Source organism: Bacillus sp. S/N-304-OC-R1 (assembly GCF_019749375.1).
Lineage (GTDB): Bacteria > Bacillota > Bacilli > Bacillales > Cytobacillaceae > Cytobacillus.
The window spans coordinates 1-22,474 of sequence record NZ_JACWFE010000015.1 but is presented as its reverse complement, the minus strand read 5'-3'; the positions used below and the strand labels follow the sequence as shown (position 1 = coordinate 22,474).

Genomic DNA, 22,474 nt, shown 5'->3' with positions numbered 1-22,474 from the left:
CTGTTTAGCTTCGAGAGGCGTTGGAGAGCCAGCCATGCAAATCCTGGTTTTGGATTTGAAGGGATGGATCGAAACGACCGAGAAGTTAGGAGCCGCAGCTAGACATTTAGATTACTCGATTTACTTCTTCAGCATTATCTAGTTTTGAGGGAATGAAAAATTTCTCTTGAAAAAATTCAAAAAGACGATATAATAAATATTGTCTTCAAAAAATAGTCTAGTGGCGATAGCGAGAAGGTCACACCCGTTCCCATCCCGAACACGGAAGTTAAGCTTCTCAGCGCCGATGGTAGTTGGGGGCTCTCCCCCTGTGAGAGTAGGACGTCGCTAGGCAAAATGGAGGATTAGCTCAGCTGGGAGAGCATCTGCCTTACAAGCAGAGGGTCGGCGGTTCGATCCCGTCATCCTCCACCATAATTATAATATATGCCGGCCTAGCTCAATTGGTAGAGGATTTTGAAAGCTTGCAGCATCAAAGCTTATCTTCCTCGAATGGCAAACTTTTAAAATCTGCGACAAAGACCAAAGGACTTTGAAGCACAGTTTTTGCAGACTATAAATTAGAAAATAACATTTTATATGCCGGCCTAGCTCAATTGGTAGAGCAACTGACTTGTAATCAGTAGGTTGGGGGTTCAAGTCCTCTCGCCGGCATTTTTTTAATTCCGAGCCATTAGCTCAGTCGGTAGAGCATCTGACTTTTAATCAGAGGGTCGAAGGTTCGAGTCCTTCATGGCTCACCATTTATATGCGGGTGTGGCGGAATTGGCAGACGCACCAGACTTAGGATCTGGCGCCGCAAGGCGTGGGGGTTCGACTCCCTTCACCCGCATTAGTTTTTGCGGAAGTAGTTCAGCGGTAGAACACCACCTTGCCAAGGTGGGGGTCGCGGGTTCGAACCCCGTCTTCCGCTCCAAGCATGCCGGGGTGGCGGAACTGGCAGACGCACAGGACTTAAAATCCTGCGGTAGGTGACTACCGTACCGGTTCGATTCCGGTCCTCGGCACCATTTTAATATAAGAATGCGCCCGTAGCTCAATTGGATAGAGCGTCTGACTACGGATCAGAAGGTTATGGGTTCGACTCCTTTCGGGCGCGCCATTATTTGAAAAGAATTATCCCGGGAAGTAGCTCAGCTTGGTAGAGCACTTGGTTTGGGACCAAGGGGTCGCAGGTTCGAATCCTGTCTTCCCGACCATTCATACTAATATGGGGCCTTAGCTCAGCTAGGAGAGCGCCTGCCTTGCACGCAGGAGGTCAGCGGTTCGATCCCGCTAGGCTCCACCATAGTTTCTAATAATATACTTTGATTTGGCGGTGTAGCTCAGCTGGCTAGAGCGTACGGTTCATACCCGTAAGGTCGGGGGTTCGATCCCCTCCGCCGCTACCAAATTAATGGACCTTTAGCTCAGCTGGTTAGAGCAGACGGCTCATAACCGTCCGGTCGTAGGTTCGAGTCCTACAAGGTCCACCATATGTTTTATCGGAGGAATACCCAAGTCCGGCTGAAGGGATCGGTCTTGAAAACCGACAGGCGGGTCAAACCGCGCAGGGGTTCGAATCCCCTTTCCTCCTCCATTAAATTTAATTATTTCTATTATCGCGGGGTGGAGCACGATCGAATACGCTTCGAAGGAATGACTTCAGCGCACCGATTGAGCCGCTGCTTGAATAGACAGCCTGAAATCGGGGCGGTCTAACGCATAATAATAGCATGCAGTAACATTTTAAATATTATCGTCGCGGGGTGGAGCAGTCCGGTAGCTCGTCGGGCTCATAACCCGAAGGTCGCAGGTTCAAATCCTGTCCCCGCAATCTGGTCCGGTAGTTCAGTTGGTTAGAATGCCTGCCTGTCACGCAGGAGGTCGCGGGTTCGAGTCCCGTCCGGACCGCCATTATTACTTAGTGGCTCAGTAGCTGATTGCGAAAGTTTGCACTACGAAGCAAGACATCCTTGATTAGCAGTCTGCAGCAATTTGTGACAAGGACCGTAGGACTTTGGAACACAGCTGTAAAGCAAGATAAACTCTAAAAATATTCATTTATGGCTCAGTAGCTCAGTCGGTAGAGCAAAGGACTGAAAATCCTTGTGTCGGCGGTTCGATTCCGTCCTGAGCCACCATCTATTTTACCGTTAAATCTTGCGTATATGCGGGTGTAGTTTAGTGGTAAAACCACAGCCTTCCAAGCTGTTGATGAGGGTTCGATTCCCTTCACCCGCTCCAAAAGAAATGAGTAGTACCGAATCTAGACAAAAAATGGGCCTATAGCTCAGCTGGTTAGAGCGCACGCCTGATAAGCGTGAGGTCGATGGTTCGAGTCCATTTAGGCCCACCATATTATTCCGCAGTAGCTCAGTGGTAGAGGATTAAAAAAATTGCCTGCAGCGCTTTAGCATCCTGATTAGAAATTTTTTTAATCTGCGACAAAGAACGAAGTACTTTGGAGCACAATTTCTAAGCTATCTAAATAAAGGAATAAATTATTAATATTCCGCAGTAGCTCAGTGGTAGAGCATTCGGCTGTTAACCGAACGGTCGTAGGTTCGAATCCTACCTGCGGAGCCATTATGGGGAAGTACTCAAGAGGCTGAAGAGGCGCCCCTGCTAAGGGTGTAGGTCGCGTAAGCGGCGCGAGGGTTCAAATCCCTCCTTCTCCGCCATAAGGCCCGTTGGTCAAGCGGTTAAGACACCGCCCTTTCACGGCGGTAACACGGGTTCGAATCCCGTACGGGTCATAAAAAAGGTTGTCAACAACTGTGTTGACAGCTTTTTTTTTATCTATTAAACTATTAGTGTAAAAAACTACCACAAGCCTTTGGTTTGTGGTAGTTTTTCTATATATGCTTATAAAGCCACTAATTAAAAAAGTAAATATGAATAAAAAGTTATACTACAGAGATGGGATAATTTATTTGAGATGGGAGAAGGAAACAAAGTGAACTCAATAGTTGTTGGAGTTAAAGCAGTTATTGTGAATGAGGAAAAGGCTTTAATTGTGAAGCGGTCTAATAATGCCCAAATTGATGGCGGTTCTTGGGAACCAGTCGGTGGCAAGCTTGAATTTGGAGAAGATCTACATTCTGCTTTGCTTAGAGAGGTTAAGGAAGAAGTAGGACTGGACATCGAAATCCAAAAGATATTATATGCGTCTACTTTCAAAACTGGCCCTGCTAGACAGGTAGTCATCCTTACATATTTGTGCAGAAGTAAAAATAGAGATGTTGTATTATCGGAAGAGCATAATGACTATAAATGGTCGACTAAAGAGGAATTAAAACAATTGCTGCCTCCAAGTATTAAGACTGATTTTTTGAATCATCAAGTTTTTGACTACTTGGTTTGATTTAACCGTACATTATGAAAGACTACGCTTGGAAGAGTATCCAAGCGTAATTTTCATTAATATACCTAATCAAATAACTCATCTTTTTCAGGTAAATTCCTGCCAGGATTTTCTAAGTCGAAAGCCGAAGTAATTCCGGTTGAAGGACCTCTAAATAATTCACCGGTAGCAATCATTTTTCCATCTGGAGGACCAAACAGCGGGTTAGGTACTTCATTTCTCGAAGCCTCATTTAATAGAAATTCTTCTTCTTTATTACTCAATGTTTTCTCCTTTCCAGTTAAACAGAATATTTGTGTTAGACAAGTTAGTGTTCAAGGGTTAAATCCCGGATGGGCTAAGATTTATCTATGCGCCACTTCGGAAATCAATATTCTATATACTATTCTGCATTTAATCTTCATCATCTACATAACCATCGGTCTCCCGGTAATGCAAATCGAAAAACGGTGTATCTGTACCCGCTTCATCAAGCATGGCTTCATATTCCTCGTGTTTTTTAGAAGGATAAATTATTCTATCCGTGCCTTCAATGTTATTCCCAATAAAGGTTTCGTAATCCTCAGTAAAGCCTTCGTCATCATGCCCTTCATTGTATAGGGAATTATAGTCTTCATAGTCTCCTCTCAGGTCAGCTGGAGTTTCAGAAGTACCATACCGTGCCACTTCCTGAAAGCTATCTTCATTATCAATAACCTCTCTGAATTGATGATGCTGAAACGTGTTTCCATGTGCAGGCTCAAGAACCTCCTCCTCTACTGGACGATCTCCAGGCACAATTCGTTCAGGACTATGTTCTTTACAATATAATGTATACGGTACAGCTTCTAGACGTTCAAATGGAATGCCTTCACCACATACAGTGCACTTGCCATAAGAGCCTTTGCTCATTGCTTCTAATGCGGCATTGACTTTGTTTAGCTGAGAGTCATGATGCTCCTCTAAAGCAAAGTCCTTCGTTCGATCAAATAATTCTGTTCCCATATCTGCAGGGTGATTATCATAAGCCGATAACTCTCCTACCGTTTCACGGGCATTTACTCCTTCTAAACTTCCTTCCTTATTTCCATGAAGCTGTGATTCTAAAGCAGTTTTCTCTTCTTCTAATTGGCGCATTAATTGGTTGAGTTGTTCAGTTGATAGCAAAACAGATCACATCCTCATCAAATTCATTCCCACTTACAATTTGAGCAGGCAGTGGAAAATCATATGATTTTAGTATGAGCTTTACATGAAAAAATCATTACTACATATTAAACCGATATCTCAACATAAAAAAATAGCCTCTGTATATACAGAGACTATAAAAAGTACCCTAAAAACAAGCCGATTGATAATAAAAATCCAAAAATCGTATTTGTTTGTGCGGTTGCCTTCATGGCAGGCATCATTTGAATAGGAATTGTTTTTCCAATAAATCCTTTTGTTGCTTTTATCGCTTTTGGTGCACTGATGACGACTATAGCTAACCATGGAGAGATGATATTCAGAGCAATTAGAATAAACACCCACGCATATGAGACGATAAACATGCCAGCAAGCAATTTAATAGCGCCCTTTCTTCCTAATAAAATTGCAAGCGTCTTACGTCCAAACTCTTTATCTCCATCTAAATCACGAATATTATTGGATAATAATATGGCACCAACAAGGATTAAAATAGGAATAGATACTAGTATACTTGTTTCTGTAACCGTTCCAGTTTGGATATAGAAAGAAATAAGAATGATCATCATACCCATAAAAAACCCGGCTACAATTTCACCAAATGGTGTGTATGCGATTGGAATAGGTCCGCCAGTATATAAATAGCCTACAACCATACATACTATTCCAATCAGAGCAAGCCACCAGCTGCTGTTCATACAGATGTATACACCAATTAAAATCGATACACCATATAATCCAAGGGCAAGCTTAAGAACAGTCTTAGGATGAATGCCATCACGAACAATGGCTCCTCCTATTCCAACAGACTCCTCATTATCCAGTCCTCTTTTAAAATCATAATATTCATTAAACATGTTTGTTGCCGCCTGTATTAATAGACTGGCAATTAACATGGCGAAAAATAAACCGAAATGAATGTGAGTATCCTGTAAGGCTAAAGCCGTGCCAAGCAGTACTGGTACAAAAGAAGCGGTAAGAGTATGTGGCCTTGTCAACTGCCACCAAACCTTCCAATCTTTTGAATTGGCAGGCGGAATATTTGTATGCATCTGAGTTTGCATATAACTCTCCCCTTGTCATTATAATAATCTATTATATCAAACCTATTTATTATATAGGATAGTGTTTATTATGTCAAAAAAAGCCGAAATACATCCGTTCGCATAATCAGTCTAAGTGGGAACTGATTATGTGTCAATGTCTTAAATAGAAAATAGACAGAGGGGAATATTTAGTCTTTTCGCTAAATTACAAAAACCAGTCCTAAACATGACTATAATTGACATATGAATGAGATGAGGTGTATGTTAAAATAAGTTTATATAATAAGGATTAACGGTTAATAGGTATTGTTGGAGGGATTTTTTTGGTTACCTTAACAGAAACGGAACTAAAAGAAGGGATCCTTGAAGCGATTGATAGGGCAAAAGCCTTATCTAAGCCAATTCTAGTAAGTGAAGTACAAGAAATAAATCATATAGATCCTCTTGCTTTTTTCACGGCTGGCCGTGAAGATTTTTTTGGTGAACGATTTTTTTGGAAAGATCCAACTGATGAAACGTTCATAGCTGGATTGGGAATATGCGGTCAAATTCAATCGGATCAGGCAGCTGGCCGCTTTTTTCATGTAGAAAAGGAGTGGGAGCGCTTTATTCAAGATGCTATTATCTATAATCGGTTTCAAGTAGATGGAATTGGACCGATGATGTTTGGCGGCTTTTCGTTTGATCCAATAAAGAAAAAGTCAAAGCTTTGGGCAAAGTTTTCGGATTCTCTGTTTCATATCCCAACTTTTATGTACAGTGAGGTTCAAGGAAAAGGATATTTAACTACAAATGTCCTTTGTACTCAACACGATGATGAGTCGCTTATTGAAGTCGTTCAATCAGAACGGCAGAGACTATTTGATTCTCTATTAAATAGTCAAAATAATGAAGTTCATCAATTAATAAAAGAAGAAGAGATACAGCCGGAAGAATGGAAAGAAACTGTTAGGACGATTGTGGAAGAATTAAAACAAGGTTCCTTAGAAAAAGTTGTTCTTGCTAGAGAAACAAGATTATTTTTTGATAAGAAAATTCAAGCGGAATATGTACTCTCTCAATTATTGAAATTACAGCGAGAAAGCTTTATTTTTGCATTTGAATCAAATGGTGACTGTTTTATTGGCGCTTCTCCTGAACGCCTAATCAAAATGAGCGGGAAAAGCCTATTCACTACATGCCTAGCTGGTTCCATAGCAAGAGGTAAAACTGAGGAAGAGGATAAGCAGTTTGGGGAAGAATTGCTAAATGATCCAAAGAATCTAATCGAGCATCAATATGTTGTAGAAATGATTAAAGAGGCGATGGAAGAAACATGTGAGGAAGTACTTTTGCCTGAGAAAACACATTTGTTAAAAATGAGGGATATTCAGCATCTATATACACCAGTAATCGGCAAAGCGAAAGAAGATACTTCTTTACTTTTATTAGTAGACCGACTTCACCCAACCCCAGCATTAGGCGGACTGCCGAAACAGGCAGCAGTAGAAAGAATTAGAGAAATTGAAGATTTAGACAGAGGCTTTTATGGTGCTCCATTAGGCTGGCTTGATTATCGTGGAAATGGTGAATTTGCTGTATCTATTCGCTCAGGTCTTATCCAAAAGGACGAAGCTTCTATTTTCGCCGGATGTGGTGTAGTAAAGGATTCGAATCCAGATAGTGAGTATATTGAAACAAAGATTAAATTTAGACCGATGCTGACGGCACTTGGAGGTATTAATAAATGAATCATCAAGAAGCTTTAACCTCTTATATCGCCGCATTTGTTTCTGAGTTAATTAACAACGGGGTAGAGGATGTTGTGGTGAGTCCCGGTTCAAGATCTACTCCGATGGCAATGATAATGGCCGAGCATCCTGAACTTCGTCTGCATATTCATGTGGACGAGCGTTCGGCTGCCTTTTTTGCGTTAGGGATTGCAAAGGGCTCGAGAAAACCAGTAGCCATTCTTTGTACATCAGGTACAGCAGCAGCAAACTATTATCCTGCTGTGGTTGAAGCCAATATCTCAAGGGTGCCATTAATAGTTTTAACAGCGGATCGACCGCATGAATTAAGAGATGTAGGTGCACCACAGGCGATTGATCAAATTCACTTATATGGTAAACACGTGAAATGGTTTGTTGAAATGGGACCTCCAGAAAGCACTATCGAAATGCTCCGATATGCACGAACTGTTAGTGCAAGAGCTGTCTCTACAGCTTTGCAAGAACCAGCAGGTCCTGTTCATTTGAATTTTCCATTTAGGGAGCCTCTCATCCCTCAATTAGACAGAGAAGATTTATTCAAGTTAACAGAACGAACAGGCGGATATGTCAGTATCCAGCCTGGCAAACTGACTTTAACCGAGAACCAATATAAAGAGATTGCCGAAAATCTTCAGTCTTATAATAAAGGAATAATTATTTGCGGCCCGATTGAAACAGAAGGGTTTACCGAGGCTGTTCTGGCGCTTGCCGAAAAATTGCAGTTCCCGGTTCTGGCTGATCCACTGTCCCAGCTAAGAAGCGGAGATCATAATGACACATTTATTATTGATACATATGACACGTTTCTTAAAAATGAAAAAGCTAAGCAAGTACTAAAGCCTGATGTTATCATTCGATTTGGTGCAATGCCTGTTTCTAAGCCGTTAACAATTTTTCTAAAAGAAAATCATGATATTCGGCAGTACGTGATTGATGGCGGTGCAGGCTGGCGTGATCCAGGTATCGTTTCGTCTGAAATGATTTATTGCCAAGAAACTTGCTTCTGCAAAGGAATTCTTTCTTCTATTGAGAGGGAGAACAAAGAGGATTTCTTCAAACAGTGGGAAAAAATGAATGAATTAACTCGAAACTGCCTTGCAAAGATATCAGAATTAGATGTATTGAGTGAAGGGAAGTTATTTTATCAGCTTGCGGATTTACTTCCAGAAGGGGCAGCATTATTTGTCGGCAATAGCATGCCAATTAGAGATTTAGACACGTTTTTCCACTTTAATCGAAAGCATATTAAAATCTTGGCAAACCGAGGGGCAAATGGCATTGATGGAGTAGTTTCAACTGCACTAGGTGCAGGAACAAGCTTACAGCCTCTATATTTAGTATTAGGTGATTTAACGTTTTTCCATGATTTAAATGGTTTGATAGCTGCAAAACAATATGGAATTGATATTAACATTCTTTTAATTAATAACAATGGAGGAGGAATCTTCTCGTTTCTTCCTCAAGCCAGTCATCCGAAAAACTTTGAAAAACTTTTTGGAACCCCATTGGATCTGAAATTTCAATATGCTGTTGAAATGTACGGAGGTAAATACGATTTAATCACTGATTGGGGCCATTTCTCATCCGTTATGAATCAAAATAAAGAAAGACCCGGTTTAAAGGTAATGGAAATAACAACAAACCGAGAGTCAAATATTCTTGAGCATCGTGAATTATGGAATGAGGTTTCCCGGGAAATAAGTCGATTATTGGAGGAAGAATGCTGATGAATTTTGTTATCAACGGCATTCAGTATCATGTAGACACATGGGGTAATAGTGAAGGTGAACCTTTACTATTGCTTCATGGCTTTACAGGAAACAGTACTTCATGGAGAAAGTTCGAATCATATTGGCAGGATTTTAATGTGATAGCTGTTGATATTATTGGTCATGGTAAAACGGATTCACCGGATGATTTATCGAAATATCATATAGAAGCTGTTGCGGGGGATCTAAATAATATTTTAGATACTTTAGAAATCACCCAAGCTTCGATATTGGGTTATTCCATGGGTGGCCGTTTAGCTTTAACATTTGCTATTAAGTATCCTGAAAAGGTAAAAAAACTAGTTCTTGAGAGCTCTAGTCCAGGACTTAAGACTGAAAGCGAAAGAGAAGCAAGACGTATTCAGGATGAACAGCTTGCCTGTCGAATAAAGGATAATGGAATCGAAAAGTTTATAGACTATTGGGAAAACATACCTTTGTTTCAAAGTCAAAAAAGACTCCCAGAACCTATTCGACAACAAATAAGAACAGAACGTTTAGACAATCTTTCAGTAGGGTTAATAAACAGTCTTAAAGGTATGGGAACAGGTGCTCAGCCGTCTTGGTGGGATAAACTTTATGAGATATCTGCACCTACATTATTAATAACTGGAAGTATAGACGAAAAATTCTGCTTGATCGCAAAAAACATGATTAAAAAACTAAAAAATAGCAAATGGATAACTATTGAAGATTGCGGACATGCAATTCATGTGGAGAATCCAAAAATTTTTGGTACAATAGTAAATGAGTTCTTGTCACAGGAAAATGGGTAATCATTTGAATGTGAGAGGAGATATCAGTGTGTAAACGCTGCATGATTCTATTATCGTTAACTACATATTTCAAAGGAGGATTCCGTAATGTCAGCAGTAGAATGGATTGCAGGACGTAAGTATGAAGAAATTATTTACGAAACATATAACGGAATTGCAAAAATCACGATTAACCGACCTGAAAAGCATAATGCTTTTACCCCAAGAACGGTTAGTGAATTAATTGATGCATTTGCCTATGCACGAGATGATTCAAAAATTGGAGTAATTATTTTAACTGGTGCTGGAGATAGAGCGTTCTGTTCAGGTGGAGATCAGTCAGTTCGCGGTCATGGCGGCTATGTAGGCGACGACCAAATCCCTCGCTTAAACGTTCTTGATTTACAGCGTTTAATTCGTGTAATTCCAAAACCGGTAGTAGCAATGGTTAAAGGCTACGCTATCGGTGGCGGCCATGTACTTCACATTGTTTGTGACTTAACAATCGCTGCAGATAATGCTGTGTTTGGACAAACAGGCCCTAAAGTAGGAAGCTTTGATGCTGGTTATGGCTCTGGCTATTTAGCAAGAATAGTTGGCCATAAGAAGGCACGTGAAATCTGGTACTTATGTCGTCAATATAATGCTCAAGAAGCATTAGACATGGGACTTGTTAACACGGTTGTTCCACTAGATCAAGTGGAAGCTGAAACAATCAAGTGGTGCGAAGAAATGCTAGAAAAGAGCCCAACAGCTCTACGTTTCTTAAAAGCTGCATTTAATGCGGATACTGATGGACTTGCAGGTATTCAGCAATTTGCAGGAGATGCAACATTGCTTTATTATACTACAGATGAAGCAAAGGAAGGCCGTGACGCGTTTAAAGAAAAGCGTAAGCCGGATTTTGGCCAATTCCCTCGTTTCCCTTGATTTGAACTGGACAAGCTATAGAAAACAGCCTGATGGTGAATCCATCAGGCTGTTTTATCTAATGCTTTGAATAAGAGGTGTAAAAAATGGACGATCAAGTGATGCAAAACTTTTTAATAAAAAGGGCTTTCTTAACACCTAATAGACCTGCAATTTATTTTGAAGGAGTAACTTATACATTTTCTGAAGCTTATGAAAGAGCATATAAAATAGCTCGTCAATTGTCCGGCTATGGCATGAAGAACGACCAGTACGTAAGTGTTCTATTAAGCAATCATGCAGATACCGTTTTTATTTATTTAGGTTTCCATTTGCTTAATGTAAAGGCAGTCATTTTAAATAATAGATTAACCATTTCAGAATTAGCTTGGCAAATTAACAATTCAAAATCTGCCTTTTTAATCACTGAGGACAAATTTTCTAATACAGGCAAAGAATTAGAAAACATGACTGATATTATAAGGATTGAAAAAGAAAAACTTTTTGAATCCCCAATGTCTGATCCGATCATTGCAGAAGAAATTCATTTAAATGATGTTTGTACGGTTATGTATACTTCTGGAACAACAGGACATCCAAAAGGGGTCCTTCAAACATATGGCAACCATTGGTGGAGTGCGATAGGCTCTGCTTTAAATCTCGGACTTTCTGAACAGGATTGCTGGCTTTGCGCAGTTCCGTTATTCCATATTAGCGGCTATTCCATATTAATGAAAAGTATTATTTATGGAATGAAGATAGTCATTTTAGAATCATTTGATGAGAAAAAGGCAATCGAAACGATTCAAAATGAAAAAGTAACAATTATGTCAGTCGTCAGTACAATGCTCGTACGAATAGAAGCAGAGTTGAAGGATGACAGACTGCCAAGTGAATTCCGCTGTATGCTGCTAGGTGGAGGACCAGCATCAAGAACATTATTAAAACAGTGTATCGATAAGAACATACCCGTCTACCAAACATACGGCATGACTGAAACTTCTTCACAGATTGTCACGCTTTCTCCAGAGTATAGTATAAGTAAATTAGGTTCTGCGGGTAAGGTATTATTCCCTTCTCAATTAAAGATTGTTCAACCAGAAGGGAAAGAGGCTCGTCCAACAGAAGCCGGTGAAATCCTGGTAAAAGGACCAAATGTAACGAGCGGTTATTTAAATAGGGAAGAAGAATCGACTAAGAAAATAGTGAATGGCTGGTTGTCAACAGGTGATATCGGCTATGTAGATGAAGAAGGATTCCTATATGTATTGGACCGACGTTCAGATTTAATTATTTCTGGAGGAGAAAATGTATATCCTGCTGAAATAGAAGGCGTGCTAGTTTCTCATCCTAATATTTCGGATGCAGGCGTAATTGGCATGAAGGATAATCAGTGGGGAGAAGTCCCTGTTGCATTTGTTGTAACAACTGCTGTACTAACAGAAGAAGAAATTCGGGAATATAGCCTTAAACAACTGGCTAAATATAAAGTGCCAAAAAAAGTATTGTTTATCCAAGAAATCCCAAGAAATGCTTCGAAAAAAATATTGCGAAGAGAGCTAAGAAAATTAATAGATGAGTAATAGGATCAGTTCTTATAAGCGAGGGAGGCGTTTTCATATAACGCCTCTTTCGCTTATTAATACCGATTAAGACGGCTCAAATGTTTTACAGTCGGTTTCTTTGCTATTATCTGCAGTTTTACCTGCATGGCTGACTACATATATTTGTTCTGCACCACATTTATTTCCATTCTTCCAAAATGAACAGTTATTTACCTCACAAAGGACATCTTGTGCCATGGAAGTCACTCCTTTTTATGAATTGAGCAAAAATCGGGGCTTTAGCTAACCCTTTTTTAGGTTGTGAATGCTGTCCTCTCTTCATTCCTGCCATTTGAAGGGAGATAAAAGAAAAACCCTCCAATACTGGAGGGAAAGAAGCTAATTTAAGGCCTTTTGAAGAGCTTCTAAATTTGCTTTCATTATGGAAAAATAATTAGAGTTATTTTTAATATCATTGTCTGTTAGGACAGATAGATTGTGTAAATGAAGCTGCTCTGCTCCAAGTTCTTTTTGAATAATTTCCGTCAACTTCGAACTTATATTTTGTTCAAAGAAAACATATTTTAAATGATGTTCTTTTGCTACCTTAATAATGTTTTCAAGCTGTTTTTGAGTAGGCTCGCTTGAATTTTGCATACCTGAAACACTAATTTGCTTTATATCATAACGCTTTTCCCAATAGCCATAGGCAGCATGGGAAACGATAATTTCCTTATGCTTTGACTGATTAAGTACCTTATTGAAATCCTCATTAAGCTGGTCGAGTTCAATAATTAAATTATCATAATTAGAAGTAAATTCATCCTTATGTTCAGGCATTTTTTCAATTAAGGCATCTTTAATTGATTCTGCTAAATCCTTGGCATATATAGGGTCAATCCAAACATGTGGATCAATATCTCCGTGATCATGGTCTTCGCCTTCATGAGTTGCATCGTGATCATGGTCTTCGCCTTCATGAGTTGCATCGTGATCATGGTCTTCGCCTTCATGAGTTGCATCGTGATCAACGTCTTCTTCTTCATGATTAGCATCATGATCGTGGTGATCATCAACAAGAGCTGGTTTTTTTTCTAATTCAGGATCGAAATGAATATTTTCACCGGCAGCAATTAATTGAACCTGTTCATTTTTTAGCGTTTCTTTTGACTTATCAACAAAGCCCTCTAATCCCAAACCGATATAAAAGAATAGGTCTGCATCCGCTAATTTCATCATATCCTTTTGAGTAGGTTCAAATGTATGTTCATTTGCTCCAGGAGGATATATTGTTTTTGCTTCGATATACTGGCCGCCAATCCGTTCTGAAAAATATTGTAAAGGATATACGGTAGTATATACGGTTAATTTATCATTCTCTTTATTTTTTTCCTCTTTTTCCCCTTTTGCACAGCCTGATAATATAAGGCTAAATAGCAGTAAAAATGTAAGCAGTTTTTTCATTCGTATCTCCTCTCTCTTTTCTCTATAAAGCGTAGTCGTTACGATTTGTATTATAAAAAAATTTCTTAATACTAGGTAATCCGTAATCATTACGATTACAAATGTAATTCTACAAGACAATGAAATAAAAATCAATATGAAATATTTGTTTATGTCATGTGATTTTTGATATTCTTAAAATGCAATAAAAATTACGAGGTGTGATACAAATGAATTTAATTGAAGAAATTTTGACCTATAATCAGCAATTTGTTGAAGAAAAGAAGTATGAAGAGTTTACAACGACAAAATTTCCGAATAAACGAATGGTATTATTAACCTGCATGGATACAAGGCTTGTAGAGCTTTTGCCAAGAGCCATGAATTTACGTAATGGAGATGTAAAAATAGTAAAAAATGCAGGAGCACTCGTTACCCATCCATTTGGAAGTATCATGAGAAGCTTGCTTGTAGCTGTATATGAGCTTCAAGCAGAGGAAGTATTAATTATTGGACACCATGATTGTGGAATGAGCGGGATGAAACCTGATAGTATTTTAGAGAAAATGAGAAAGCGTGGAAAGTCGGAAGAGGCTTTGGATACTATTTCATACGCTGGTGTAGATGTTAAGGAATGGCTAAAGGGATTCGAAAATGTGGAAGAAAGCGTAGCTCACAGTGTGCGTATGGTAAAGAAACATCCGTTAATGCCAAACGATGTGCCGGTACATGGATTAGTTATTGAGCCAGGTACGGGGAAATTAGATATTGTCGTGAATGGCTACGAAGAATAAGAAAAAAAAATAGAACAACTTATCGGTCAGAGATAAGTTGTTCTATTTTTTTTGAACCTTTTCAGGTACAGGATCGAAGCCTCCAGGGTGAAAAGGATGACATTTTATGATTCGTTTAATCGTTAGCCAGCCGCCTTTTATTGCGCCAAATCGCTGAACTGCTTCGAGTCCATAATGAGAACATGTTGGATAAAATCGGCATGTAGGAGGCTTTAAAGGTGAAATAACGATTTGATAAAAGCGAATGATGCTAAGAAGAAACTTTTTTAACATACATAACCGTCCATTCTATCTCTAACTATGATTACAAAGATAGCATATTATTTAAATCAAGTCGAAATATAAAATATTTATATATTTCAGAATAATGTGAGATAAAGTTAATGAACATGAAATAAATATGAGTTACAATATAGAAAATTAAGTAGGAGTGATTTAAATGCCTTCAGTGGAAAGCTTCGAGTTGGATCATAATGCTGTTAAAGCACCATATGTTAGACATTGTGGAGTCCATAAGGTTGGTTCAGATGGAGTAGTAAATAAATTTGATATTCGTTTTTGCCAGCCGAATAAGCAAGCAATGAAACCAGATGTTATACATACGCTGGAGCATCTTCTTGCTTTTAATATTCGCAAGCATGCAGAGAAATATGATCATTTTGATATTATTGATATTTCTCCAATGGGCTGTCAAACTGGATATTATTTAGTTGTAAGCGGGGAGCCATCAGTAGAAGAAATTATTGATTTACTGGAAGATACAATGAAGGATGCAGTTGAAATTACAGAAATTCCTGCTGCAAATGAAAAGCAATGCGGTCAGGCGAAGCTTCATGATTTAGATGGTGCGAAACGATTAATGCGATTTTGGCTGGATCAGTCGAAAGAGGATCTAAAGCAGGTATTTGCGTAATGTAAATAAGGAGTTGTCCTACACAAGGGCAGCTCCTTTTCATATTAATAAACTAGTTATTAATGGTTCTGTTTATCAGAAAGTTCTTGACCTTCCTCTTGATCATGGTTTGCTGGAATTGAATCTGCAGTATCAATAGTGTGCTTAAATGTATACGCTTTTGAAGTTGTGACAACTGCCAAAATAATAACAATGGCAACAATAATGACCGAAATGGCTATAACCGTAACCATAAAAAATATCCCTCCTTATACCTATCAGTTTAACATGAAAATGGTTGAGGAGGAGAACGATATTCTCATGTTTTAGGCTTGTAGAAAAAAGCTGATATATTCACTATTTAGTTCATACAGTGCAAACAGTTTTGTTTTAAAATGTACCAATTGTAAGAGGCTATTCGTGTAAAAGGCGTTTAGGACAATTTCCTGAGGGTATTATAACAATAGGAGGCAGATATTATGAATGATAAACTAATTCAAGCAGTTAATAAACAGGTAGCAAACTGGACAGTACTGTATGTCAAGCTTCACAATTATCATTGGTATATTAAAGGGCGGCATTTTTTCACGCTCCATGAAAAATTTGAAGAGCTTTACAATGAAGCAAACGTGCATATTGATGAGCTTGCTGAAAGAATTCTATCTCTTGAAGGAAAACCTGTGGCAACAATGAAAGAGTGCCTGGAAACAGCAACTGTTCAAGAAGCATCAGGAGCTGAAAAGGAAGAAGAGATGGTTAAAACTTTATGTGATGATTTTGAAAAAATGGCGGACGAGCTTCAGGAGGCCATTGCTCTCGCTGAGGAAGCGAATGATGAAGGAACAGGGGATATGCTAATTGCAGTTAAACAAAGCCTGAAAAAGCATATTTGGATGCTTAAAGCTTATCTGGGATAAATCAACGTATTAAAAGGCAGAGAATCTTATTTTAAAATAAGGTTCTCTGCCTTTTTAAGGTAATTTGTTTATGTATTTAATGTATATTTCGGTGATGAATATTGGAGCTGCGCTGCGGCCTTCTAAAATCTTCACTTGCAAATTTGCCTTTTAGGCTTTCAATAATATAAAGTCCCATTAAGTCATATAGCTCTTGGTTATTTAAATCTTGAATTAATTTTAATAAGTCTTCCCTGCTCATTTCTTCTAAAAAGGCAAAGGTCAGCATATCAATATCTTCTTCATCCCCAGTAAGCTTATGACGATAAAGCTCATATAATTCATCTACGATTTTCATGATGACACCTCCAAAAAGAATTTTTGGTTCACTTATATATCTTTTATTTTATACTTATTCAATCCCATTGATGATAAAAAATATTCATTTACAGTAAATATTGTTCCGAATTGGATTTCCCAACAATCATTAAGTTGGCATTATTTTATAACGAAAGTGGAAAAGATAATGAATGAAGATTAGCGTAGGGTATCACCTGCAGCTATTATTGAAAAAGGGGCTGATGATCTTGAGTGATAATAAAAAAACGTATTATATAAAAGTGTCTTCTTGCGAAATAACTCAAAGCGCAAAGGATTCCCCATGGGATTTTAAAATTGAGGCGACAGACGATGAAATTATCGCTTTAAGGGAATACTTTGATTTAAGCTATGATGCAGATATGGAAAGCTTCTATAGAGCACATGTGCCATTTATGGAGTATCACAATGATAAACAAAATGATAACTATGATGCAAATATGAAAAGAATATATAATATGATTTATCAGCTTGGTGATGAAGAAGCCAGAAATCACATTAAAAGCATGGGAGTTTTGGATGAGAATCAAAACATGTAGCTATTAAAGAAAGTCAGACCCATCTAATTGAGGGGTCTGACTAATAATTATGTTGTTTACAAAGGTATATCCATCGCGGAATCAATAACTTCCTGAGGAATAGTGATCGTTTTTATATTATTATGGTTTGAATATTTTCCATTCATTTTTTGATTTAAGGAAATAGTTTGATCTTCAACAGTCATTTCCATATCCATCGTCATCTCTAAAGCAACTGGATAAAATGATTCTTTATCAATTACGAATTCATACTCTACACCATGGATTTTCATATTGTTCATGAGTTCCTCAGCGGCCATTTCCGGGGGAAGTGCCTCTGCAGCTGTTTCTTTAATAAAATCACTAAATTTTTCACCAGACGCTTTTAATTTTAAAATGTAATTTTTTGAATCCTGTTCAAAAGTGAAGTCATCAACGAACTTTTCAAGCTTTTTCAATTCATCTCCCGGGTTTGTTTGCTGACCGGCCATTTGTAAGAAGGTATCTGTCATTTCTTGCGGAAACTTCATCCACTGCTGGCTGCCCGGATCAAATAAATACATGCCCTCCTCTGAAAAATAGCTTTCTGATTCAAAGCTTTCCTCGCCTAAAGACATTGTCATTTTTTGATAAAAAGCCATAGGATCCGTTACCACATTCATCTCAATGACTGATTGAGTTTTCATATTCATTTCTTCTTGGTCAGAAGTCATATCTTGATCCAAATTCATATTTACAGAAAAACTTTTAAGGTTGTTAGAAGCTTCAGTTGATTTTTCCAGTACTTCTTGTAATGTTAATTCAGAGGGCTTTTCTTCTGCTGCAGACGTTTCATTATTTGCTGCTGGTTCATTTACAGGCTTGGCGGTTTCATTACATGCTGCTAGCATAAAAACCATAAACAAACCAGTTAAAATGGATAATATTCTCTTCAATACAGACACTCCCTTTATATTATTCAACTATTATATACGGAAAAAATAGACATTGGTTTCAAATAACGGAAGATTCATACTTTATTCACATATTATCCCATGTGAAATATGTCATTAGTAACATCAAGTGTTTTCGGGATATAATTCCATATAGACTTAATATTAATTGGGGGAGACAAATGAAAAGATTTAAAGATATAAATGGAGGAATGGTAAAACTGTCATTTATGCCACATTCATTTAATTGCGAACCAGAACATGTGCTTGTTATTTGTAAAATGGGTGAAAAATGGCTTCTTACAAACCATTCCAAAAGAGGACTGGAATTTCCCGGTGGAAAGGTTGAACGAGATGAAACACTCGAAGAGGCTGCACGAAGAGAAGTGATGGAGGAAACAGGAGCTAGTATTAAAAAGCTGCAGCTTATTGGTGAATATGAAGTAACAAATGAAGCTCAAACATTTGTAAAAGCTATTTTCTTTGCTTCCATTGCGAGAATTGAGGACAAAGAAGATTATTTTGAAACTGCAGGGCCGGTATTAATAGACGGAGATATTCTAGAAAAAAGATGGGAGCCTCAATTTAGCTTTATTATGCAGGATGAAGTAATTTACCATAGTATTCATAGAATATCGGATATACATTAAGAAAAACGGCATTTCCCTATGCCGTTTATTCTCATGAACTACTTTTAATTAATTTTCTTTCCAGTAATTCAACAAGCTGATACATAACTGTTGCAAAAATAGCGATTACTAAGAGTGAGAGCATCACAAGAGTAAAATTAAATACTTGGAACCCATATATAATCATATAGCCAAGGCCTTTGGAGGATACGAGGAATTCTCCTACAATAACACCTACCCATGATAATCCTACATTGACCTTTAAGGTAGAGATTATAACGGGGAAAGAAGCAGGAAGTATAGATTCTTTAAAGGTCTGCATTCGGGTTGCGCCAAATGTTTGGAGCACTTTAATATAGTTAGGGTCTACCTCTTTAAATGAAGTATAAACAACGATTGTTGTAATGATAATTGAGATGATGGCGCCCATTGCAACAATAGACGTAAAACTAGGTCCTAAAGCAACGATTAAAATGGGGCCAAGCGCCACTTTTGGCATGGAATTAAGAACAACTAAATAAGGGTCTAATATTTTGGAAAGCATCGGGGACCACCATAATATAGCAGCGAGCAATGTGCCGATAAGTGTTCCAAGGACAAATCCAAAAACGGTTTCTGATAATGTGTAGCTTAAATCTACTAATAGCGTTCCATCCTGAATCTTAGTAAGAAACAAACCCCATACCTTTGAAGGAGAACTAAAAATAAGCGGGTCTACCCATTGGTTTCGGCTTGCAAGCTCCCATCCGGAAAAAAAGACGAGAAAGATGACGGCCTGGTAGAAACGGACCCATTTTTTTTCGCGTTTTAGCGATTGGAGATATTTTTGGTGAAGGAGATCAACATTTTTCTGCAGGCTCAAGGGACTCCAGCTCCTTCCAGATAGTTTGAAAAATGTTTGAGAATGCTTCGTGGTTTCTTGCATTAAATGGAGTCTCAACTCGCAATTCCTTTGGTATTGTAAAGGTTTTATGCAATCTGCCTGGACCGGGGGAGAAGAGGAGTACACGATCACTCATGGCAATGGCCTCTTCTATATCATGTGTTACTAGAATGGCTGTTTTTCCAAACGATTTAAGTGTGTTAGAAACTAGATCCTCAAGTTTTAATTTCGTTTGATAATCTAATGCAGAAAAGGGTTCATCAAGCATAAGAAGCTTTGGTTCAGTAGCTAACGTTCTGACAAGTGCAACTCTTTGTCTCATCCCTCCAGAAAGCTGTTTGGGAAATTGCTTTTCTACCCCTTTAAGCCCCATTTTTCCAAGTAAAGCTAGAGCGTTCTTTTGATTATTTGAATCAAGCTTGTTGCTTATTTTTAAACCTAAAAGAATATTTTCTTCAATTGTCTTCCATGGAAATAGGTAATCCTGCTGAAGCATATAGCCAATGCTCTGTCCGGTTGATTCAACCTTTTTGCCTTCAAGGGTTACAGATCCTTCAGTTGGCTTTAATAAACCAGCGATAATCGAAAGCAAGGTTGTTTTTCCGCATCCGCTCGGGCCAAGAAAGGAAATAAATTCTCCTTCCCCGACAGCAAGAGAAATATCGGAAAGGGCTGTTGTGGCTGTGTTTTTAGTAAAATAAGTATGATGAATTCCTTGAACGTTTAGGAAATCCATAGTAGCCCTCCTTTATTCAATTTAAAATTTGCCGTCAGACCCACTTAATATGCTTTAATAGATGCTTAATACTAGCGAGTATTCCGGATCTGACAGCAGTTACAATTGGATTAGAAATTTCTTCCCGTTTAAAGCTCTATTATTTCTTCATTACACTTTCTGCTATGTCTGTGTTAACTAGATCTTTGTAATCTACTCGTTTCGGAAGCTCTCCAGCCTCTTCCATAATATTTTGAAGGTTATCCCATTCTTCTTGGTCCAAGATTGGATCAGTGGCAAAGGAGCCCTGACCTTTGTAGCGTTCAACGACCATTTCAATAATGTCTATTTCTGTGTTATCGAAAAATCCCTTTATCGCTTCGGCTGTCTCTTTGGCGCTGTGAGTATCTACCCATTGCTGAGCTTTATATATTGCTCTCGTAAATTTCTCGACAGTCTCTTTATTTTCTTTAATATAGCTTTGTTTTGTCATGAAAGTAGTATATGGAATATGGCCCGATTCTGTTCCAAAGGAAGCGATAATATAGCCTTTTCCTTCTTTTTCAAATACGCTTGCTGTTGGTTCAAACAATTGAACAAATTCACCAGTGCCTGAGGCAAAAGCAGGAGCAATATTAGCAAAGTCTACATTTTGGATAAGATCTAAATCTTTATGAGGATCAATTCCATGTTTCTTCAAAACAAATTCACCAGCCATCTGAGGCATTCCGCCTTTACGCTGACCAAGGAAGGTTGTTCCTTTTAACATATCCCATGAAAAATTATCAATTTTGTTCCGAGAGACGAGAAAAGTTCCATCAGTTTGAGTGAGCTGTGCAAAGTTGATTACCGGATCATTGGAACCTTGAGCGGAAACATAAATGGATGTTTCAGATCCAACAAGGGCAACATCAATGCTATTAGAAAGAAGTGCGGTCATCGTTTTATCACCGCCAGCTGTTGTCGTAAGGGTTACGTTCAGTCCTTCTTCCTCAAAAAATCCTTTTTCAATAGCAACATATTGTGGTGCGTAGAAAATAGATCTTGTTACTTCACCGATACGAACATTTTGGATTTTGTCTTTGCTACATGCTGCGAGTGGTATAATGAGAATGGAAATGAGCAGGAGAGAAAAACTAATTTTTAGCCACTTTTTCATAAAAGATAACCTCCTGAAGTAGGAAAATATTAAGCTTCCTGAGCCTACATTATCGTATGAGGGTGACAAAAATGTGTGAATGCCCATATAAAAAATTTTATGGTGGAGTTGATCTGCATGATAGTAAGTAAACAAAGGTTTCCATCACCTAATCCAAATATAGAATTGTCCATTGTCACCTATTTATCTGGTGAATTAAAAGTGAAAGGCCTGCTTGCAGAACCAAAGGATGCAGCTATTTATGATGGCTTTCTCTATTTACGGGGAGGAATTAAAAACGTTGGCAAGGTAAGACCTGGACGAATTGTCCAGTTTGCATCAGAAGGATTTATTGTCTTTGCTCCATTTTATCGAGGAAATCAAGGTGGAGATGGAAATGAGGATTTTGCAGGAGAAGACCGAGAAGATGCTTTTTCTGCCTTCCGATTATTGCAATCCCACCCAAGGGTGAAAAATATACATATTTTTGGTTTTTCAAGAGGAGGCGTGATGGCGTTACTAACAGCCATTGAATTTCCTGAAGCGAAATCGCTCGTTACTTGGGGTGGCGTTAGTGATATGTCTCTTACATATGTAGAGCGGAAGGATTTACGGAGAATGATGAAAAGGGTAATTGGAGGAACCCCTACGAAGTTTCCGGAAAGATATGAATACAGAACACCCCTTTTTCAATTGGAAAAGCTAGAAGTGCCCACGTTAATTATCCATGGAGAGAAGGATGAAAATGTATCTGTTGAGCATGCATTCAGGCTAGAAAAAAGATTAAATGCTTTAAAGAAAAGGGTGGAAAGCTGGTATTTCAGAGAGTATACCCATTATTTCCCTCCAGCTATAAACAGAAGAGTAGTACGGGATTTAACTGCATGGATGAAAAATCAATATAAAGAGTCTTAATATAAAAAGGGTGTCCGTAATGTAAAGTGTACCCTTTGTAAAGGACATTTTTAA

24 protein-coding genes, 20 tRNA genes and 1 rRNA gene are annotated in these 22,474 nt (G+C 38.3%); 33 read left to right on the top strand and 12 right to left on the bottom strand.

Annotated elements, in window-relative coordinates:
• The first annotated feature begins 216 nt into the window (after positions 1-216).
• From rrf to H0173_RS13185, 22 genes are all read left to right on the top strand, one after another.
• Positions 217-333 (top strand): 5S ribosomal RNA (gene rrf, locus H0173_RS13290).
• A 5-nt stretch (positions 334-338) separates the two neighbouring features.
• Positions 339-414 (top strand) — tRNA-Val (locus tag H0173_RS13285).
• A 167-nt stretch (positions 415-581) separates the two neighbouring features.
• A tRNA-Thr gene (locus H0173_RS13280) sits at positions 582-654 on the top strand.
• A gap of 13 nt (positions 655-667) precedes the next feature.
• A tRNA-Lys gene (locus H0173_RS13275) sits at positions 668-743 on the top strand.
• 7 nt (positions 744-750) lie between these two features.
• A tRNA-Leu gene (locus H0173_RS13270) sits at positions 751-832 on the top strand.
• A 9-nt stretch (positions 833-841) separates the two neighbouring features.
• Positions 842-916, top strand: a tRNA-Gly gene (locus H0173_RS13265).
• Positions 917-921: 5 nt separating this feature from the next.
• A tRNA-Leu gene (locus H0173_RS13260) sits at positions 922-1,010 on the top strand.
• A 15-nt stretch (positions 1,011-1,025) separates the two neighbouring features.
• Positions 1,026-1,102 (top strand) — tRNA-Arg (locus H0173_RS13255).
• Between the two features lie 20 nt (positions 1,103-1,122).
• A tRNA-Pro gene (locus H0173_RS13250) sits at positions 1,123-1,199 on the top strand.
• Between the two features lie 13 nt (positions 1,200-1,212).
• Positions 1,213-1,288, top strand: a tRNA-Ala gene (locus H0173_RS13245).
• Positions 1,289-1,314: 26 nt separating this feature from the next.
• Positions 1,315-1,391 (top strand) — tRNA-Met (locus tag H0173_RS13240).
• A gap of 7 nt (positions 1,392-1,398) precedes the next feature.
• Positions 1,399-1,475 (top strand) — tRNA-Ile (locus tag H0173_RS13235).
• Between the two features lie 11 nt (positions 1,476-1,486).
• Positions 1,487-1,579: transfer RNA gene (locus H0173_RS13230), tRNA-Ser, on the top strand.
• A gap of 163 nt (positions 1,580-1,742) precedes the next feature.
• Positions 1,743-1,816 (top strand) — tRNA-Met (locus H0173_RS13225).
• Between the two features lie 3 nt (positions 1,817-1,819).
• Positions 1,820-1,896, top strand: a tRNA-Asp gene (locus H0173_RS13220).
• Positions 1,897-2,047: 151 nt separating this feature from the next.
• Positions 2,048-2,123, top strand: a tRNA-Phe gene (locus tag H0173_RS13215).
• A 29-nt stretch (positions 2,124-2,152) separates the two neighbouring features.
• Positions 2,153-2,226 (top strand) — tRNA-Gly (locus tag H0173_RS13210).
• 35 nt (positions 2,227-2,261) lie between these two features.
• A tRNA-Ile gene (locus tag H0173_RS13205) sits at positions 2,262-2,338 on the top strand.
• A 155-nt stretch (positions 2,339-2,493) separates the two neighbouring features.
• Positions 2,494-2,568 (top strand) — tRNA-Asn (locus tag H0173_RS13200).
• A gap of 4 nt (positions 2,569-2,572) precedes the next feature.
• Positions 2,573-2,663, top strand: a tRNA-Ser gene (locus H0173_RS13195).
• A gap of 3 nt (positions 2,664-2,666) precedes the next feature.
• A tRNA-Glu gene (locus tag H0173_RS13190) sits at positions 2,667-2,738 on the top strand.
• Between the two features lie 200 nt (positions 2,739-2,938).
• A complete protein-coding gene (locus tag H0173_RS13185; RefSeq protein ID WP_313770641.1) occupies positions 2,939-3,346 on the top strand; it encodes an NUDIX hydrolase in 408 nt (135 codons plus the stop codon).
• Positions 3,347-3,411: 65 nt separating this feature from the next.
• Here the strand turns inward: H0173_RS13185 and H0173_RS13180 are convergent, their stop codons facing one another.
• From H0173_RS13180 to H0173_RS13170, 3 genes are all read right to left on the bottom strand, one after another.
• Positions 3,412-3,609 (bottom strand): hypothetical protein, encoded by a 198-nt coding sequence (locus H0173_RS13180; RefSeq protein WP_221847006.1) that lies wholly within the window; start codon positions 3,607-3,609, stop codon positions 3,412-3,414.
• Positions 3,610-3,739: 130 nt separating this feature from the next.
• Positions 3,740-4,492, bottom strand: coding sequence for a TraR/DksA C4-type zinc finger protein (locus H0173_RS13175; protein WP_221847005.1), 753 nt, complete (start codon positions 4,490-4,492; stop codon positions 3,740-3,742).
• A 155-nt stretch (positions 4,493-4,647) separates the two neighbouring features.
• On the bottom strand, positions 4,648-5,577 hold the full coding sequence (locus H0173_RS13170; RefSeq protein WP_221847004.1) for a 1,4-dihydroxy-2-naphthoate polyprenyltransferase: 930 nt from the start codon (positions 5,575-5,577) through the stop codon (positions 4,648-4,650).
• 305 nt (positions 5,578-5,882) lie between these two features.
• Between H0173_RS13170 and H0173_RS13165 the strand changes: the two genes are divergently transcribed.
• The 5 genes from H0173_RS13165 (at position 5,883) to H0173_RS13145 (ending at position 12,326) form a co-directional block, all read left to right on the top strand.
• Entirely contained in the window at positions 5,883-7,289 is a 1,407-nt protein-coding gene (locus tag H0173_RS13165) for an isochorismate synthase (RefSeq protein WP_221847003.1), read from the top strand.
• Positions 7,286-9,037 (top strand): 2-succinyl-5-enolpyruvyl-6-hydroxy-3-cyclohexene-1-carboxylic-acid synthase, encoded by a 1,752-nt coding sequence (gene menD, locus H0173_RS13160; RefSeq protein WP_221847002.1) that lies wholly within the window; start codon positions 7,286-7,288, stop codon positions 9,035-9,037. The genes H0173_RS13165 and menD overlap by 4 nt, the downstream gene beginning before the upstream one ends.
• A complete protein-coding gene (menH, locus tag H0173_RS13155; RefSeq protein ID WP_221847001.1) occupies positions 9,037-9,855 on the top strand; it encodes a 2-succinyl-6-hydroxy-2,4-cyclohexadiene-1-carboxylate synthase in 819 nt (272 codons plus the stop codon). Before menD ends, menH begins: the two co-directional genes overlap by 1 nt.
• 87 nt (positions 9,856-9,942) lie before the next feature.
• Positions 9,943-10,764 carry a 1,4-dihydroxy-2-naphthoyl-CoA synthase gene (gene menB / locus H0173_RS13150; RefSeq protein ID WP_221847000.1) on the top strand — a complete coding sequence of 274 codons (822 nt, stop codon included), beginning with the start codon at positions 9,943-9,945 and terminating at the stop codon, positions 10,762-10,764.
• Positions 10,765-10,850: 86 nt separating this feature from the next.
• Positions 10,851-12,326 carry an o-succinylbenzoate--CoA ligase gene (locus H0173_RS13145; RefSeq protein ID WP_221846999.1) on the top strand — a complete coding sequence of 492 codons (1,476 nt, stop codon included), beginning with the start codon at positions 10,851-10,853 and terminating at the stop codon, positions 12,324-12,326.
• A 66-nt stretch (positions 12,327-12,392) separates the two neighbouring features.
• Here the strand turns inward: H0173_RS13145 and H0173_RS13140 are convergent, their stop codons facing one another.
• Both H0173_RS13140 and H0173_RS13135 read right to left on the bottom strand, forming a co-directional pair.
• On the bottom strand, positions 12,393-12,545 hold the full coding sequence (locus H0173_RS13140) for a DUF1540 domain-containing protein (RefSeq protein ID WP_221846998.1): 153 nt from the start codon (positions 12,543-12,545) through the stop codon (positions 12,393-12,395).
• A 141-nt stretch (positions 12,546-12,686) separates the two neighbouring features.
• On the bottom strand, positions 12,687-13,751 hold the full coding sequence (locus H0173_RS13135) for a metal ABC transporter solute-binding protein, Zn/Mn family (protein WP_221846997.1): 1,065 nt from the start codon (positions 13,749-13,751) through the stop codon (positions 12,687-12,689).
• Between the two features lie 209 nt (positions 13,752-13,960).
• Between H0173_RS13135 and H0173_RS13130 the strand changes: the two genes are divergently transcribed.
• Positions 13,961-14,524 (top strand): beta-class carbonic anhydrase, encoded by a 564-nt coding sequence (locus tag H0173_RS13130; RefSeq protein ID WP_221846996.1) that lies wholly within the window; start codon positions 13,961-13,963, stop codon positions 14,522-14,524.
• A 42-nt stretch (positions 14,525-14,566) separates the two neighbouring features.
• Here the strand turns inward: H0173_RS13130 and yidD are convergent, their stop codons facing one another.
• A complete protein-coding gene (gene yidD, locus H0173_RS13125; protein ID WP_221846995.1) occupies positions 14,567-14,797 on the bottom strand; it encodes a membrane protein insertion efficiency factor YidD in 231 nt (76 codons plus the stop codon).
• A 166-nt stretch (positions 14,798-14,963) separates the two neighbouring features.
• Between yidD and H0173_RS13120 the strand changes: the two genes are divergently transcribed.
• Entirely contained in the window at positions 14,964-15,437 is a 474-nt protein-coding gene (locus H0173_RS13120; RefSeq protein WP_221846994.1) for an S-ribosylhomocysteine lyase, read from the top strand.
• A gap of 59 nt (positions 15,438-15,496) precedes the next feature.
• Here the strand turns inward: H0173_RS13120 and ytzI are convergent, their stop codons facing one another.
• Positions 15,497-15,670 (bottom strand): YtzI protein, encoded by a 174-nt coding sequence (gene ytzI / locus H0173_RS13115; RefSeq protein ID WP_221846993.1) that lies wholly within the window; start codon positions 15,668-15,670, stop codon positions 15,497-15,499.
• 225 nt (positions 15,671-15,895) lie between these two features.
• Between ytzI and H0173_RS13110 the strand changes: the two genes are divergently transcribed.
• On the top strand, positions 15,896-16,333 hold the full coding sequence (locus tag H0173_RS13110) for a Dps family protein (RefSeq protein WP_221846992.1): 438 nt from the start codon (positions 15,896-15,898) through the stop codon (positions 16,331-16,333).
• A 76-nt stretch (positions 16,334-16,409) separates the two neighbouring features.
• Here H0173_RS13110 and H0173_RS13105 read toward each other — a convergent pair whose 3' ends face one another.
• Complete coding sequence (locus tag H0173_RS13105; protein ID WP_221846991.1) at positions 16,410-16,670, bottom strand: DUF6154 family protein; 261 nt, start codon at positions 16,668-16,670, stop codon at positions 16,410-16,412.
• A 223-nt stretch (positions 16,671-16,893) separates the two neighbouring features.
• On the opposite strand from H0173_RS13105, the gene H0173_RS13100 reads away from it, so the two are divergent.
• Positions 16,894-17,229, top strand: coding sequence for a hydrolase (locus H0173_RS13100; protein WP_221847008.1), 336 nt, complete (start codon positions 16,894-16,896; stop codon positions 17,227-17,229).
• Positions 17,230-17,285: 56 nt separating this feature from the next.
• Here the strand turns inward: H0173_RS13100 and H0173_RS13095 are convergent, their stop codons facing one another.
• Positions 17,286-18,152, bottom strand: coding sequence for a DUF6612 family protein (locus tag H0173_RS13095; RefSeq protein WP_313770640.1), 867 nt, complete (start codon positions 18,150-18,152; stop codon positions 17,286-17,288).
• Between the two features lie 170 nt (positions 18,153-18,322).
• On the opposite strand from H0173_RS13095, the gene ytkD reads away from it, so the two are divergent.
• Positions 18,323-18,790, top strand: a complete 468-nt coding sequence (ytkD, locus tag H0173_RS13090; protein ID WP_221846989.1) for an RNA deprotection pyrophosphohydrolase — start codon at positions 18,323-18,325, stop codon at positions 18,788-18,790.
• Positions 18,791-18,821: 31 nt separating this feature from the next.
• On the opposite strand, the gene H0173_RS13085 is transcribed toward ytkD, so the two are convergent.
• From H0173_RS13085 to H0173_RS13075, 3 genes are all read right to left on the bottom strand, one after another.
• Complete coding sequence (locus H0173_RS13085) at positions 18,822-19,631, bottom strand: ABC transporter permease (RefSeq protein ID WP_221846988.1); 810 nt, start codon at positions 19,629-19,631, stop codon at positions 18,822-18,824.
• Positions 19,609-20,388 (bottom strand): ABC transporter ATP-binding protein, encoded by a 780-nt coding sequence (locus tag H0173_RS13080; RefSeq protein ID WP_221846987.1) that lies wholly within the window; start codon positions 20,386-20,388, stop codon positions 19,609-19,611. Before H0173_RS13080 ends, H0173_RS13085 begins: the two co-directional genes overlap by 23 nt.
• A 139-nt stretch (positions 20,389-20,527) precedes the next feature.
• Positions 20,528-21,526 carry an ABC transporter substrate-binding protein gene (locus H0173_RS13075; protein ID WP_221846986.1) on the bottom strand — a complete coding sequence of 333 codons (999 nt, stop codon included), beginning with the start codon at positions 21,524-21,526 and terminating at the stop codon, positions 20,528-20,530.
• A gap of 117 nt (positions 21,527-21,643) precedes the next feature.
• Here H0173_RS13075 and H0173_RS13070 point away from each other — a divergent pair, with 117 nt between their 5' ends.
• Complete coding sequence (locus H0173_RS13070) at positions 21,644-22,420, top strand: alpha/beta hydrolase family protein (protein ID WP_221846985.1); 777 nt, start codon at positions 21,644-21,646, stop codon at positions 22,418-22,420.
• Positions 22,421-22,474 lie beyond the last annotated feature (54 nt).